A 14,170-nucleotide genomic window follows, 5' to 3' on the forward strand; every position below is an offset into this window, starting at 1 on the left:
GGCCTCACGGGGAGGGGTAGAACTGGCGGACCCAGTGGCGGTAGAGGCCGATGGCCTCGTCGCCGGTGGTGAGGCGGGGGCGCGGCTCGTAGCGCTTGGTGTTCCAGATCCGTATGTCGCCCTGGACCTTGGCGACCGCGATCCGCAGCATGAGCCGGGCGAGGGCGCGGTGCAGGGGGCGACGCGGTCCGGGTGCGCGTGACGGCCGCATCTCCGCACAGGCGGTGGCGAGTTGCAGACGGGTGCTGGCCCGGCCGGTCGGGGTGTGCAGGGCCCACAGGTAGATGACGAGGCCGAGCGGGGGCAGGGGGTGCTCGATGCGTACACAGCCCAGCCCGGACATCGTGAACGAGTGGTCGACGCGGAACCGCGTGAGCGGTGCGGGCCCGGCCGGTGAGAGCCTGAGACGGGTGTGGAGGCAGGGGCCTTCGGCGCGCGGGGGTTCCAGCTCCCGCAGCGTCACATGGTGCACGACCGGCACGTGCCGGTAGTCGAGGGTGTTCTCGGCGAGTTCCTGGACATGCGCGCGGACTTCGGTGCTCCAGGCGGCGGTTGCCAGGACGCCCGCCGGAGCGGATTCGGGGGCGTCCCACGCGGGCGGCTTGCCGTCCGGCGCGTACCAGACGAAGACGAATCCGTTGCGCTCGCGGATCGTGTGGTGCTCCACCCGCGCACGCGGTGGCGGCCCGTCGGGGGTGCCGACGCACGTACCGTCGGGCGCGAAGGCGAAGTGGTGGAAGGGACACACGAGGTTCCGGCCCGCCACGGTGCCGCCGGAGCCGAAGTGCGCGCCGAGGTGCGGGCAGTACGGGCGCACCGCGTACGGCCGTCCGTCGTCGGTGCGGTAGAGGACCACGTCCTCGCCGGCCAGCCGCCGGGTCAGGACGCGGCCGGGGCGCAGTTCCCGGGAGAGCGCCAGGAAGAACCAGCTGCTCGGATACGGAAGTTCCCGCGATCCCGGCAGATCCGCCCCCGTGGTCATGGGCCGCAGCAAACCACAGGAAAGGGCGCGAGGCAGCTGACCTCGGGAAGAATCACTCATATGAGTTGCACTGTCGTCGTATCCATTGGTGCCGGTATCACCCGTTGTTACTTTGGCCAGTGGGCAGTCAAGGGGGCGATGCCATGGGCGGGTACGGCACGACGGACGTCGTCGTCATCGGGGCCGGCCTGTCCGGCACGGCCGCCGTGATCGCCCTGCGCCGAGCCGGCTTCGAGGACGTCGTCGTGCTGGAGAAATCGGCCCGCGGGGGCGGCACTTGGCGCGACAACACCTACCCCGGCTGCGGCTGCGACGTCCCGGCCGTGCTGTACGAGTACTCCTTCGCCCCCCACCCCTGGAGCAGGTGCTTCGCCTCCCGGTCCGAGATCCTGGACTACCTGCGGACCACCGCCTCGGAGCACGGTGTGGACCGGGTTGTCCAGTACGGCGTGGAGGTACAGGAAGCGCGGTGGGACGCGGCCGCGCACCACTGGACGCTGCGGACCACCGGGGGCACCCGCACCGCCCGGGCCGTCGTCCTGGCCACCGGCCTCTGGAACCGCCCCCGTTACCCGGACATCCCCGGCCTGGATGCCTTCCCGGGCCCGGTCTTCCACTCCGCCCGCTGGGATCACGACGTCGACCTGACCGGCCGTCACGTCGCCGTGGTGGGCACGGGCGCGTCCGCCGTGCAGTTCGTGCCCGAGATCCAGCCCGGGGCGGGCCGCGTCGAGATCTTCCAGAGCACGCCGCAATGGGTCCTGCCCAAGCCCGACTACGCCCTGCCGCAGTTCCTCCACCGGCACCCGGCGTTGCACCGCGCCCTCCGCGGCCAGCACTACTGGACCCAGGAGGCCATCGGCTTCCTCCTGCGCCACCCCCGGCTGCTCCCTTCCGTGGAGGCCCTCGGGCGGCTCCACCTGCGCGCATCCGTCCGCGACCCCGCCCTGCGCCGGGCGCTGACTCCCCGCCACCGCTTCGGAGTTCGCCGCATCATCGCCTCCGACACGTACTACCCGGCCCTCACCAGGCCCAACGTCCGGCTCCACCCCACCCGGGCCACCGCCGTGCAGGGCCGGGACGTCATCGGCGCCGACGGCACCCGCGCCCGCGCCGACGTCGTCGTCCTCGCCACCGGCTTCCACATCGGCGAGGCGCCGTTCGCCCTCCACGGCACCGACGGCACCGCCCTGTCCAGGACGTGGGAGCACGACCGCCGCGCCTACCTCGGCACCGGCGTCAGCGGCTACCCCAACCTCTTCCTGCTCCCGGGCCCGAACCTGTTCTCCGGCACCACCGCGGTCCCCACCGCCGTGGAGGCCCAGCTCCACCACATCGTCAGCGCCCTCGTCCACCTCCGCGCCGGCGGGTACACCGCCCTCGACGTCCGGCCCGAGGTCCAGGAGGCGCACGGTGCCGCCCTGCGCGCGGGGTTGCGGAGCACGGTGTACAACACCGCGGACGGCACTGGCTATTACTTCGGTGTGCCCGGGGTGAACACCTTCTGCTGGCCCTGGTCCACGGGCCGGCTCGTCGAACGGCTGCGCTCCTTCGAGCCCGACGCCTATTCCTGGTCGACTCCGCCTCGCCGGACCGGGGCCGTCGCGCTCCCCTCATCTTCCGCAGGAGAAACCCGGCGTGCTATTCATGGAAGTGAGTAGTCACTTCCCACTTCCATGAATGACGAGGGGTGCGTCATGACCACCGCAGAACGCTTCCGTGCCGCTGTCGACCGGCGCGATCCCACCGCGCTCGACGACCTGTTCACCGACGACGTCCGCTTCCACAGCCCCGTCAAGTTCTCGCCCTTCGAGGGCAAGCCCATGGTGCTGGGCCTCTTCGGCGTCCTGCTGCGCACCTTCCAGGACTTCCGTTACATCGGTCACCACACCGGGAACGCGGAGACCGCCGACGGGACGGAGTCCCCGTCGGCGGTCCTGCTCTTCCGCGCCGTCGTGGGCGGCAAGCAGATCCACGGCATCGACCTGCTGCACTTCCACGAGGACGGCCGGATCAAGGAGTTCACCGTCATGGTCCGGCCGCAGTCGGCCGTGCGGGCGCTGGGCGAGGCGGTCCTCGACGGGCTGATAGCCGACGGCCTGGTGCCGGCACCCGCGGATCGCTAGATCACGGCGTCGGCCCGGTCATGTGCTCGCTGATCCACTGGATCGGGCCCATGCCCATGCTCGGCACATAGGTCTTGGCGTTGTGCTCGCCGTCCGGGATCTCCCGCAGCATGGTGTGCACGGGGCCCTTGTCGCCGTACGACGCGATGAATTCCTTGGTGTTCTTCATCGACGTACGCTCCTTGGTGCCGACCTGGAAGGCGAGGTAGACGTCGGGGCCCTTGGCCTCGGTCAGCCGCTTCGCCAGCCCCTCCGGGTCGTTCGCGGCCTTCTCCTCCGAATGGCCTGCCCATAGCGGGGAGTCGGGGACGATGTCCGGGCCCGACGCGATCACGGCCTTGAACTTGTCGGGGTGCTTGAGCACCGCCTTCAGCCCCGCGAAGGCGCCGGAGGAGGAACCCATGAAGGCCCAGCCGTCACGCTGCTTCAGCGTACGGAAGTTGGCCTTGATCAGGTCCGGGACGTCCTCGGTCAGCCAGGTGCCCATCTTCGGCTGCCCGGGGATGTCGCTGCCGTCGTAGTAGTTCTTGTCGTCCGGGTTGAGCACCGGCATCGCCACGATGAAGGGCAGGCTCTTGCCCTCCTTCGACCACTGGGCGATCGACGACTGCAGCTTGAGGTCCGTTCCCATCCAGTAGTTGACCGGGTAGCCGTTTCCGCCGGGCAGGGCGATCAGGACCGGGAAACCGGACTCGGCGTACTTGGGGTCGTCGTACTGCTTCGGGGCCCAGACCCACACCTTGCCCTTGAAGCCGGACTTCTTGCCGTCCAGGGTCACCACGCCGATCTTGGTGCCGTCCTGCACGGTGTTGGCGATCCGGAAGCCGGCCTTCGGGCCGGTCGGCATCAGCGTGCCGTGGGCGCCGGTGCCTGCGCCGCCGTTCTCGCCGAAGGTGATCGGGTCGCCCTTGTCGGAGAAGACACCGGAGTATTGGAGCACCGGCCAGGCGATCAGGGCCAGGGCGGCCACGCAGGCCACCGCCCATATCCGGCGTTTGGTGAACGAAATCGTCATGCCGTCGTTCCTGCTCATACCTGGTAGCGGTCGGGGGCGAAGAGGTGCAGGTTGTCCCTGACCCAGTCGGAGGTGCGGGCGAGGCCCTCCTCCAGGTCCACCCGCGGGCTCCAGCCGGCCCATTCGCGGGCGCGGGAGTTGTCCGAGAGCAGCCGCTCGACCTCGCTGCCGGCCGGCCGCAGCCGCGTCTCGTCCACGACGACCTTCGCGTCCCGTCCGGAGGCCCGGATCAGCGAGCCGGCCAGGTCGCCGACGGAGATCTCGCGGCCGGTGCCGAGGTTGACGGCGTGGCCGACGGCCCGGTCGCAGTCGGCGAGGGCCAGGAAGCCCTCCGCGGTGTCGGTGACGTAGGTGAAGTCACGGGTGGGCGAGGTCGAGCCCAGCCGGATCTCCTCGGCCCCGGAGTGGAGTTGGGCCAGGATCGTGGGGATCACGGCGCGGGCGGACTGGCGCGGCCCGTACGTGTTGAACGGGCGCACGACCGTGACCGGCAGGCCGAAGGTGTGCGCGTACGACAGCGCCAGCATGTCCGCGCCGATCTTCGAGGCGGAGTACGGCGACTGGGGCTGCAGCGGGTGGTCCTCGCGGATCGGGACGGTCCGGGCCGTGCCGTAGACCTCGCTGGTCGAGGTGTGCAGCATGCGGCGCACGCCGTGCCGGCGGCAGGCCGCGGCCACGTTCTCCGTACCGGCCACATTGGTCTGCACATACGCCTCGGGAGCCGCGTAGCTGTACGGGATGCCGATCAGCGCCGCCAGGTGGAAGACGGTGTCGCACCCTGCGACGGCGTCCGTCACCCGGTTCGCGTCCCGCACGTCCCCGGCGAGGATCTCCACGGGGGAGTCCGGGCCGAAGTGGCGGGCCAGGTAGCCGCGTTCGGCGTAGGGCTTGTAGTGCGCCAGCACGCGCACCCGGGCCCCGCGCTCCACCAGCAGGTCGACCAGCGTCGACCCGATGAATCCCTCGGCCCCGGTGACCAGGACGGTCCGGTCGCGCCAACCGGTCCGGAAATCACTCGCGTTCATGTTCTTCCTCTCAGCTCGTCATCAGGGCAGGGGCGCGGCCGGCCAGGCGCAGCGCCCAGGCGGCCATCAGGTCGGCGGCGGCCGCGTGGGTGCCGGGGCGGGCGGCGGCGCTCATCGCGGCCAGCCGCTCCGGCTCGGCGAGCAGCGGGCCGATCAGCTCCGCGAGCCGGTCGCCGTCGGTCTCGCCGTCCGGGAGCAGCAGCCCGGCGCCGGTGTCGCACAGCACCCGGGCGTTGTGGGTCTGGTGGTCGTGCGGGGCGTGCGGGTACGGGACCAGGACGGCCGGCATCCCGAGGGCCGCCAGCTCGGCCACCGTCGCCGAGCCCGCGCGGCACACCATGAGGTCCGCGGCCGCGTAGGCGAGGTCCATGCGGTCCAGGTAGCCGACGGCCGTGGCCGTGCCCGTTGCCAGCCGGGCCCGTACGTCCGCCAGGGCCGCCGGCCCGGTCTTGATCACCAGATGCACGTCAGGCCGGTCGCGCCAGCGCCGCGCCAGGCCGACCGCGGCCTCGGTGAGCCGGGCCGCGCCGAGGCTGCCGCCGTTGAACAGCACGACTCGCGCGTGTGGCGGTACGCCGAAGGCGCGCCGGGCGTCGGCGCGCAGGGCCCGGCGGGCCGCCCGGTCGAGCCCCGCCACCGCGCCGACCAGCGGCATGCCCACGGTCCGGGCCCGCTCGGCGGTCCGGGCCGGCAGGTGGCGGCGCGTACGGTCGAAGGCGAGCGCCACGTGCGGGGTCAGCGTCGCCGCGAAGCGGTTGGCGCGCCCCGGCACGGCGTTGGACTCATGGACCAGCGCGGGCCGCCCCGCGAGCCGCGCGCCGAGCACGGCGGGCGCGCTCGGATACCCGCCCATGCCGATGACGACCTGGGCGCCCTGCTCCTCGATCACCCGCCGCGCCTGGAGGCCCGAGCGGAGCAGATCGGCGGGCAGCAGGAACCGGCGGGCGCCGAGCGACGGGTCGAAGGGGATCATGTCGACCGTGTGCAGCCGGTAACCGGCCTCCGGTATCAGCCGCCCTTCCAGCCCGCGCTCGGTGCCGACGAAGCTGATGACCGCGTCCGGCACGGCTCTTCGCAGCGCCTCGGCGACGGCCAGCCCCGGATAGATGTGCCCGCCGGTGCCGCCCGCCCCGACGACCACCGAGAGGGTGTCGTGTGCTGTAGCCATGGCCACAGCGTGGAGAAATGTCCTAAGAGGGTTTTAAGAGGGCGTTCTGTCGGCCTTGGGGTGGTCCTGCTGGTTCGCCGATGACCGGCGACAGGGTCTCATGGCCGGACGGCCGCGAAAACGGCGGGCGCCGGGATGTCCCGCCGCCCGGGACTGGAGGAGGTCGTGGTCGGCGGCCGGGGCCTGTGGCGGGCCACCATCGCCGTGCACGCCCCCTCCGGGCACTCCGGTTCCGGCAGGACTGTTGTCGGCGCGATCTCACGTGCTGCCCACCTCGTACGCCTCCTGGACGCCGCCGAACTGCCCGGAGTGAACGGGACCTCGCCCTTCCCGCTGCCACCGAAGCTGTCGGTCACCGCCATCCACGGCGGCCAGGGCTTCTCCGTCACACCCGACCGGTGCGACCTCAACGTCGACGTGCGCACCACGCCGGTCTTCGATGCGCACGACGCCGAGACCCTGGTGCGCAAGGCCGTGGCCGAACTCGACGCGGAACTGCCCGCTCCCCGGCCGACCGGGATCACCCCGGTGGCCAGCTGGCCCCCGTTCCGTCTGGCGGCGCACGAGCAGCCGGCCGCCGCTCTGCTGAACGCCGCTGCCACCGAGGGGCTGGCGGTGCGGCCGAAGACGGCGGGCCCCTCGAACATCGGCAACCTGCTGGCCGGCGAGGGCATCCCGGCCACCGCCGGGTTCGGCCTGGCCTACGAGGGACTGCACGGCATCGACGAGCGCGCCCGTCTGGCCGAACTGCCGCAGGTCTACGCCGTCTATCACCGGGCGGTCCTCGGCCTCCTCCGTGCCGGCTGACAACTGCCATCCGGGTTCCAGGAACGTCTCAGATCCGCTCCCAGGAAGTCCCCACATCCGTCTCTGGGAACGGACCGTCGAACGCGGTGACATGGAGTCAGCACCACCGCACCACCTCCAGGTCAACCGATCCGAAGGAGGGCCGGGCGACCGTCTTCATCACCCATCGTCTGGCCAACACCCGCCTCGCCGACCGCATCATCGTCCTCGACCAGGGCCGCATCGCCCAGACAGGCACGGCAGTCCTGGACGGGTTGACAGTGGACGGTCCGGTGCCGGCACCCGTGCGACGGGTCGGTCACTGACTCACGTGTGTGCGGAGGTAGCCGGGACGGCCGTGGTCGCGGCGACTGTCGCCGCCAGTGCCAGGGTGACCAGGGCGCGGGGTAACGCGTATGTGGCCATGGGGGTTCCGCCTCTCGTCGGGTTCGTTGTCCAGGAGGACTCCCGACCGTCGTGGCGGGTTTACACCGGCCGTCGAGGGCTACCTCGCGCCGGTGGCCATGCCGGCGGGGTGTTCGCGTGCGGTGTGTGCCGGGTGAGCCAGTGGCTCATGAAGGCTTCGGCGAGGCGACGGGCTTTCGCCGGGGCGTCGTCCGGGCCCACCGCCCGCCTGGCCCCGTTCAGGAGCTCAACGAACCGGAGCAGGTGGCGAACCATGCGCCGGCCGACGCGCTGCCGGGCCCGAAGGCGCTGTTCAGCGCATCGGCGAAGTCCTGTGTCGCGTTCACCTTCGTCGCGGGGACGCCGACCTTGAGCTTGGGGAGAAGAGCTGTGGACACCTCGGGGACGAGCGAGGGCGGCGTGGAGGGCACATAGATGGACATGCGGGTACCCGACGGGTCGGCCGAGGTCTTCACCAGGAAGGTGCTCTCGCCCGAGGGCAGGCTCACCTGAGGATCGGACACCTGGAGAGAGTGCCCGGAGGCGTCGGTGAGGGAGAAGCCGCCGTCGGCGGCCAAGGCGGCGCGGATACTCGCGGCCAGGTTGACGGGGTCAGTGGCGTACGCCAGGTCGACCTCCACCGTCCCGGAAACCTTGGGAAACGCATAGGACGACGGGTTCGTCCCGGGCGTGAGCGGGACAAAGCTCACCCCCGGTTTGCTCCACGCCATGACGCACTCCCCGCCGCCTTCGGCCACGGGCAGGGTGACGGGGATACGGGCGTCGCCGAGGGCGCGGCCGACGACGGCAGCTCCCGTCAGCACGATGGTCAAGAGCACTACCGATATACGGATCATTTCAGCCCGTCCTCACGTGGCAGAGCCCCCTCCCACCCTCGTGAGCACGGCACCGGCCCGCAAACGAAGTGAGCCAACCGGGTGAGGGTTGGCCGGTGCTCACCACATGCGAACGCGGGCACCTGCTGGCACATTGATGGCATGTCTGGCTCTCCGTCAGCTCCCGGGCGCGGCCCGGCCGAGTTGCTGCTGTGGGCACGGGACTCGGGCCTGGTGACCGATTCCGCGGAGGCGCGGCGGCTTGCCGCGATGCGTCTGGATCTCCTGGTCGAGGGCGCCCTGCCCGGCGGCCGAGCCGGACACGTCGCGCTGACGGCCCGTTGGGCGGCCTTCATCTGCTGGCTGGACGACCGGATCGACCGATCAGGCATGGGCACCGTCCCGGGTGAGGTCGAGAAGTTCACCGCTCCGCTGCGCCGCGTTCTCACCTGTGCCGCCGCGCCGTCCGGACCCTCCGCCGCACACGCCGCGGTACTGGCGCGGTTGTGGGAGCGGACGGCGGAAGGCATGCCCGCTGCCTGGCGGGAACGATTCACCGCCGACTACCTGGACTTCCTCGACGCCACGGAGGAGGAGATCGCGCTGCGCCGTGACGGCGTGCGGCTGTCCCTGGAGGCTTACGTGCGCTTGCGGCGCCGCACGATCACCGTGCAGCCGATGCTGGACGTCCTGGAACGCACCGGTCGCGCCGCACTGACCGAGGAAACCGCGGCGGACAGCCGGGTGCGGGACCTGCGGTGGGCCGCAGCCGACGTCGCGGGGTGGGCGAACGACCTTGTTTCGGCCGCCGACGACACAGCCGTGGGCCAGGACAACCTGGTGGCGATCGTCGCCAGGGAATCCGGCATTCCGGCCGCCGCGGCCCGAATCCGGGTGGCAGCCCTGATCGACAAGCGCCGCGACGACGTCCGCGCCACCGCGACGGCCCTGCGCACAGCCTCGGGCCTGCCACGGGACGAGCGTGAGGGACTGCGCCGCTATGCGGCGATCGTGGAGCGTCTCACGGCGGCGACTCTGAACTGGCTGGCCGCGTCCGGGCGTTTCACCGGCGCGCCTCGTGGACCGTTCGCGGCGGCACCACCGTTCACCGGAAGCGCGCGGCCTCGGGAACGAGACTCCTGATGAGAGTCGTCCCGGTGGCCACCGGTCTGCCCTACTGGCCCGACGACGTGTTTCCGGCCGACCTGGCGCCCGCCACCGCCCGGCTCCTCGTCCATCTCCGGAGCCGGGTCGGCGCGGACGGGGCCGTCCGTGAGCCGTGCCGCAGCCGCGTGCTCGAGTCCGCCCTCACGCTGGCGCTGCTGGACCGGACCGGCCGTCACCCCACGGCCCGCCGTCGCATCACCAACTACCTTGCGGAACACCGTGATTCGCCCGATCCGCTGGACCGGCTGCTGACCGGATCCGTTCTCGGTGGCCGCCCGACGGAGACCGGCCCGCCGGACATGAACCGCTTCCTCGCCCGGGCACCGGACTTCACCGGCCTCCGCAAGCGGGCCTTCCTGGACATGGTCCTGCTCCTGGCCGGCGCCCTCCCCACCGCACCGCCGCCAGCGCCCGAAGCGTTCTCCCCGCACGGCCTGCACACCTGGGCGCGCGTACAGAACACCGCGGTCAAGGCCGTCCTCGCCCACGCCCGCGGTCAGCTCCACTCGGTCAGCGAGCGGGAGTTGGACCTGCTCCGCTCCACCCAGCGCGCCGGAACCGTGTGGGAGGGCAACATCCTTGTCCACCTGTCCGTACTGCATGCCCTGGCCTCCTTGCCCGAGGAAGGACGCCTCGTCGCCGACGGGGTGGCCACCGCCCTCGAACACCAACGCCCCGACGGCGGAATGCCGTTCATCTGCGAGGAGGACACATGGGCGACTGCCACCGCCGGTATCGCCCTGCACGCCGCCGCGGCCCCCCGATCCGATCTGACCGCCGTCGCCGGACGGCTGCTGCGTCTTCAACAGCCTGGCGGAGGCTGGTCCTTCTCCGAACGCGCCCGGCTCGCGGATGTGGATTGCACCTCGGTCGCCGTCGAAGTCCTCCACCTGACCGACCCGCGCGCCCACCACGCCCCGATCCGCCGAGGGCTGGCGGCTCTGAACACCCTGCGCGGGCAGGACGGCGGATACCCCACCTACGTGTCCGGGGCCCCGTCCGAAGCCTGCATGACCGCGGCCGCCGTCAACGCCCTCAGCACCCGGGGCCCCGAACAGCGCACCGCCGTCGCCGACGCGCTGGGCTTCCTCGCTTCCCAGCAGAACGCGGACGGGTCCTTCCCGCCGGACTGGAGCCGCAGCCGCCTGCACACCGTCTTCCGGGCCACTCTCGCCGCCGCTCGCCATCCCCGCGCCCGCGACGGCTCGGCGCGCCGGATCGGCCGACGGGCCGGGCGCCTCGTCCTGGCCTCCCAGAACGCCGACGGAGGCTGGGGCCAACAGGACGGCGCCCGGAGTGACGCCCTGAGCACGGCCTATGCCCTGATCACTCTCAGCCGCCACAGGGAACCCGGACCGGCCGTACGAGGTGTCGCCCACCTACTCGCCCAGCAGCGCCCCGACGGGTCGGTCGCCAGTGTCCCGGACTCCGTGGGGCCCCGTCCGTTCGGCTTCACCATCCCCGTGCTCGCCGACATCTTCGCCCTTCTCGCCCTCGGACACCTCACCCGCCGTATCCAGCCCGGAGGAAGCCGCCGTGCCCCTTCCCACCCGCCCCACGCCCATGGATCTGACCATGCACACCATGGCCCAGAGCCAACCCTCGCTGTCCCTGGTGATCGGGGCCATCCTGCATTTTGAAGGCGCCGCCCCACCGCTCGCCGACCTGCTCACCCACGTCGGTGACCACCTCGGCCGGCTGCCGCCCCTGACGCACTGCCTCAAGGGCCCCGGCCTCAGGGCCCGCTGGTCCCACCACCCGGCCCCCGACCTCGGCCGCCGGGTCCGCGAACGCCGGATCCGGCCCGGCACGTCGAGCCTGGACCACGCGGTGCGGGAGCTGCTGACCCACCCGCTCCCCGACGACGGCCCGCCGTGGGACCTGTGGCTGCTGCACGGCTACGCACCGGACCGCTTTGCCCTCTGCTACCGGGCGCACCACGCCACCCAGGACGGGATCGGCGTATTCAACGTCCTCTACGAGCTGTTCGGTTCCACCTCCCCGCAGGAAGCCACCGCCTGCCACGTCCGGCCAACTCTCGGCAACTACACACGTGTTCTCAAGGGAATGCTCGGGACTCTCGCCGCGAACAACCTCTGGGACGACCCCGCGCAGCCCCTGCGCGGCGATCGCGTCAGCGCCTGGGCGCACGTGCCCACCGACGTCCTGCGCGCCACCGGGAACGCACATGGCGGCAGCGGCAACGACGTCGTTCTCGCCGCACTCGCCGGCGCGCTGCGGACGTGGAGCGGTGCACACCGGCCACGGATGCCGGCCGGGCCCGTGCCCGCCCTGATGATGGTCGACCTGAGACGCCCCGGCGAACGGCATCGCCTCGGAAACGCGTTCACGTTCTCCCGCGTTCCCCTGCCGACCCACCTGTCGGACCCGGCCGCCCGTCTGGACGCCGTTATCGCCGCCACCCGTGGGCCGAAAGGCCCGGCGCAGCGCGCGGCCCTGCGCGCGATCACGGACCGCATTCCCGCCCGCGCCTTCCACATGATCGCCGGCAGACTCGCCACCCCCTCGCGGGCCGTCATCGACACCTCCTACATCGACCTTCGCCGGCCCTTCGACTTCCGCGGCGCCCGTGCGAGCCACGTCCAGGGATTCACCTGGCTGCCCCGCCACCACCCCGTGTCGATCGCCGCCTGCAGTTACAACGGCACCACCAGCGTCTACTTCGTGACCGACAAGGCGCTCCCGGGGCTCGACCGTCTCCCGGCCCTCTGGGAGCGGACCTTCCCCCAGTCCGCCCCGGCACCCGGACGGGACTGACACACGGTAAGTCCGCCTACGCCGTGTGCCGGGTGAGCCAGTGGCTCATATACGCCTCGCCGAAGCGGAGGGCTTTCGCCGGGTCCTTGCCCGGGTCCACTGCTCGCCTGGCCTTGTCCAGGTGGCGGCACACCGCGCAGCCCTCGGCCGGGGCCGGCATGGCGGGCGGGCCGCTGCTGTGGGGGAGAGGGATGACCTCGGGGAGGTCGGCCATCAGGGGAGGGATCAGCACGAGGGGATCCCCTCCCGGTTCAGCTCGTCGGCGTGGGCCGGACGGAGAGCGTTCGGTGGGGCGTCCCATTCACGACCGCCTCGTGGTGCTCGGAGTTGGATGTGGGGGCCGTATTTGTCCATGCAGCGACCGAGTTTGTTCGTTCGAATGTCCACAATCCAGGTTCCAGGCGGGTAATTCGGTGGCGGTTCGGGCGTGTTCATGGCGAGCCTTTCCGGTTGCGTCGCACGTGGCGGGGTTCGGGCGTTCAGATTGCCCTTGCGGAGCAGCGGCTTGCAATACTTCAGCGGGTAACTCACGGGAGATTGACGCCAGTTGCGGAGCGGGTGTTCCTGGTCCTACATTTCGCGGGCCGTAAGTCCTTCACACAAAGGCGGAGACGAGGAAATGAGGATGTCGGACGGACCCACGGGGTCAACCGTGCCGCGTCGGCAGCTCGGCCGGTACCTGCGTGATCTCCGGAACCAGGCGGGGCTCACGGTGCGTGCCGCCGCGCGTGAGCTGGAGCGGGCGGAGGCGACCATCTGGCGCATCGAGACGGGGCAGACGTCGTTGCGCAGTGTCGACGTCGAGGTCATGTGCAAGGTGTACGGAGCTTCGGGCGGCGTCACCAAGGCGCTCAAAGCGCTGGCCAAGGAGACGAAGGCGAAGGGGTGGTGGCATGCCTACGGGGATGTCATCGCCGAGGGATTCGACCTGTTCATCGGGTTGGAGGAGGCGACCGAAAGGCTGGACTGGTACGAGAGTGACCTGGTTCCCGGGCTGCTCCAGACGCCCGACTATGCACGCGCCATCATCAGTGCTCATTTGCCCGATGAGGGCCCGGACGAGGTCGAGCGCCGGGTGCAACTTCGTATGGCCAGGCAGGTGCTCCTCAGCAGGTTCTTCAAGCCGGTGCAGCTCAGTGCCGTGGTGAGTGAAAGTGTGTTGAGGCGTCCGGTCGGTGGGCACACCATGATGGTGGAACAGCTCAAGCACTTGGCAGATGTCTCCGGCCTGCCCAATGTGGCGATCCGGGTGGTCCCGTTCAATGCCGGTCTTCACATGGGCGCGCTCTCAGGGATGTTCGGCATCCTGCGGTTCCCGTGCAACGGCGAAGGCAGGGAGGTGGAGCCGTCCACCGTGTATGCGGAGGGATTCACAGGAGCTCTCTACCTCGACAAACCAGCCGAGTTGGAGCGGTACGACCGGGCTTTCAAGGATATCTGGCATACAGCGCTGGACGAGAACGAGTCGAAGCACCTCATCATGGAAATGGCGGGGAAATATGCAGAAGGTTGACACTCGCGCGAAGTGGTTCAAATCCAGCTACAGCAACGGGGAAAGGGCGTGCCTCGAAGTCTCGGGCGACCTCCCCGGCCTCATACCCGTCCGCGACAGCAAGGACAGGGAAGGGCCGTCCGTGGCCTTCGCGATACCCGCCTGGGCCGCGTTCGTCGCGGGCATAGGGGGCGGGGTATTCCCGATCGCGTCCCGCCGAGTGGTGTAGCCGTCGGGGTGCGAAGTAGCGGGCGATTTGGTTCATGGGCGGCGGCGGACGGCTCGCTCCTCACGACCAAATCGCCCGCAATCCAAGGTCAACGACCACACGGGCACCCCGCCCCTCCGGGGACACGGCTGCCGGCGTGGGGCGGGTCGCGATCCCGCACC

At 71.0% G+C, this 14,170-nt stretch carries 15 protein-coding genes; 9 read left to right on the plus strand and 6 right to left on the minus strand.

The window, feature by feature from the left end; all coding sequences use genetic code 11:
• Positions 1 to 4: 4 nt before the first annotated feature.
• Positions 5 to 982: a Rieske 2Fe-2S domain-containing protein gene (locus tag I5Q34_RS09320; RefSeq protein ID WP_199891717.1), complete on the minus strand. Its 978-nt coding sequence runs from the start codon at positions 980 to 982 to the stop codon at positions 5 to 7.
• A 143-nt stretch (positions 983 to 1,125) separates the two neighbouring features.
• Here I5Q34_RS09320 and I5Q34_RS09325 point away from each other — a divergent pair, with 143 nt between their 5' ends.
• Both I5Q34_RS09325 and I5Q34_RS09330 read left to right on the plus strand, forming a co-directional pair.
• Positions 1,126 to 2,643, plus strand: coding sequence for an NAD(P)/FAD-dependent oxidoreductase (locus I5Q34_RS09325; protein WP_199891718.1), 1,518 nt, complete (start codon positions 1,126 to 1,128; stop codon positions 2,641 to 2,643).
• A 36-nt stretch (positions 2,644 to 2,679) separates the two neighbouring features.
• Complete coding sequence (locus I5Q34_RS09330) at positions 2,680 to 3,108, plus strand: nuclear transport factor 2 family protein (protein WP_199891719.1); 429 nt, start codon at positions 2,680 to 2,682, stop codon at positions 3,106 to 3,108.
• Position 3,109: 1 nt separating this feature from the next.
• On the opposite strand, the gene I5Q34_RS09335 is transcribed toward I5Q34_RS09330, so the two are convergent.
• From I5Q34_RS09335 to I5Q34_RS09345, 3 genes are read right to left on the minus strand one after another with little or no spacing between them, the layout of a single operon-like run.
• Positions 3,110 to 4,123, minus strand: coding sequence for an esterase family protein (locus tag I5Q34_RS09335; protein WP_234428629.1), 1,014 nt, complete (start codon positions 4,121 to 4,123; stop codon positions 3,110 to 3,112).
• Positions 4,124 to 4,137: 14 nt separating this feature from the next.
• Positions 4,138 to 5,148 (minus strand): SDR family NAD(P)-dependent oxidoreductase, encoded by a 1,011-nt coding sequence (locus tag I5Q34_RS09340; RefSeq protein WP_199891721.1) that lies wholly within the window; start codon positions 5,146 to 5,148, stop codon positions 4,138 to 4,140.
• 10 nt (positions 5,149 to 5,158) lie between these two features.
• Positions 5,159 to 6,316, minus strand: coding sequence for a glycosyltransferase (locus I5Q34_RS09345; protein WP_199891722.1), 1,158 nt, complete (start codon positions 6,314 to 6,316; stop codon positions 5,159 to 5,161).
• A gap of 135 nt (positions 6,317 to 6,451) precedes the next feature.
• On the opposite strand from I5Q34_RS09345, the gene I5Q34_RS09350 reads away from it, so the two are divergent.
• Positions 6,452 to 7,123, plus strand: a complete 672-nt coding sequence (locus I5Q34_RS09350; RefSeq protein ID WP_234428630.1) for a M20 family metallopeptidase — start codon at positions 6,452 to 6,454, stop codon at positions 7,121 to 7,123.
• Positions 7,124 to 7,209: 86 nt separating this feature from the next.
• Positions 7,210 to 7,428 carry a hypothetical protein gene (locus tag I5Q34_RS34560; RefSeq protein WP_234428694.1) on the plus strand — a complete coding sequence of 73 codons (219 nt, stop codon included), beginning with the start codon at positions 7,210 to 7,212 and terminating at the stop codon, positions 7,426 to 7,428.
• Between the two features lie 318 nt (positions 7,429 to 7,746).
• On the opposite strand, the gene I5Q34_RS09360 is transcribed toward I5Q34_RS34560, so the two are convergent.
• Complete coding sequence (locus tag I5Q34_RS09360) at positions 7,747 to 8,364, minus strand: hypothetical protein (protein WP_199891723.1); 618 nt, start codon at positions 8,362 to 8,364, stop codon at positions 7,747 to 7,749.
• Between the two features lie 141 nt (positions 8,365 to 8,505).
• On the opposite strand from I5Q34_RS09360, the gene I5Q34_RS09365 reads away from it, so the two are divergent.
• The 3 genes from I5Q34_RS09365 to I5Q34_RS09375 are packed head-to-tail and all read left to right on the plus strand — an operon-like array spanning position 8,506 to position 12,288.
• Positions 8,506 to 9,486 (plus strand): terpene synthase family protein, encoded by a 981-nt coding sequence (locus tag I5Q34_RS09365; RefSeq protein WP_199891724.1) that lies wholly within the window; start codon positions 8,506 to 8,508, stop codon positions 9,484 to 9,486.
• Complete coding sequence (locus tag I5Q34_RS09370; protein ID WP_199891725.1) at positions 9,486 to 11,150, plus strand: prenyltransferase/squalene oxidase repeat-containing protein; 1,665 nt, start codon at positions 9,486 to 9,488, stop codon at positions 11,148 to 11,150. Before I5Q34_RS09365 ends, I5Q34_RS09370 begins: the two co-directional genes overlap by 1 nt.
• Complete coding sequence (locus I5Q34_RS09375; protein ID WP_199891726.1) at positions 11,095 to 12,288, plus strand: wax ester/triacylglycerol synthase domain-containing protein; 1,194 nt, start codon at positions 11,095 to 11,097, stop codon at positions 12,286 to 12,288. The genes I5Q34_RS09370 and I5Q34_RS09375 overlap by 56 nt, the downstream gene beginning before the upstream one ends.
• 16 nt (positions 12,289 to 12,304) lie before the next feature.
• Here I5Q34_RS09375 and I5Q34_RS09380 read toward each other — a convergent pair whose 3' ends face one another.
• Positions 12,305 to 12,520: a hypothetical protein gene (locus tag I5Q34_RS09380; protein ID WP_199891727.1), complete on the minus strand. Its 216-nt coding sequence runs from the start codon at positions 12,518 to 12,520 to the stop codon at positions 12,305 to 12,307.
• A 393-nt stretch (positions 12,521 to 12,913) separates the two neighbouring features.
• Between I5Q34_RS09380 and I5Q34_RS09385 the strand changes: the two genes are divergently transcribed.
• Both I5Q34_RS09385 and I5Q34_RS09390 read left to right on the plus strand, forming a co-directional pair.
• Positions 12,914 to 13,801 carry a helix-turn-helix transcriptional regulator gene (locus I5Q34_RS09385; RefSeq protein ID WP_199891728.1) on the plus strand — a complete coding sequence of 296 codons (888 nt, stop codon included), beginning with the start codon at positions 12,914 to 12,916 and terminating at the stop codon, positions 13,799 to 13,801.
• Entirely contained in the window at positions 13,788 to 14,009 is a 222-nt protein-coding gene (locus tag I5Q34_RS09390) for a DUF397 domain-containing protein (protein ID WP_199891729.1), read from the plus strand. Before I5Q34_RS09385 ends, I5Q34_RS09390 begins: the two co-directional genes overlap by 14 nt.
• Positions 14,010 to 14,170: the final 161 nt, after the last annotated feature.

This window comes from Streptomyces sp. AV19, from assembly GCF_015999245.1.
GTDB lineage: Bacteria > Actinomycetota > Actinomycetes > Streptomycetales > Streptomycetaceae > Streptomyces.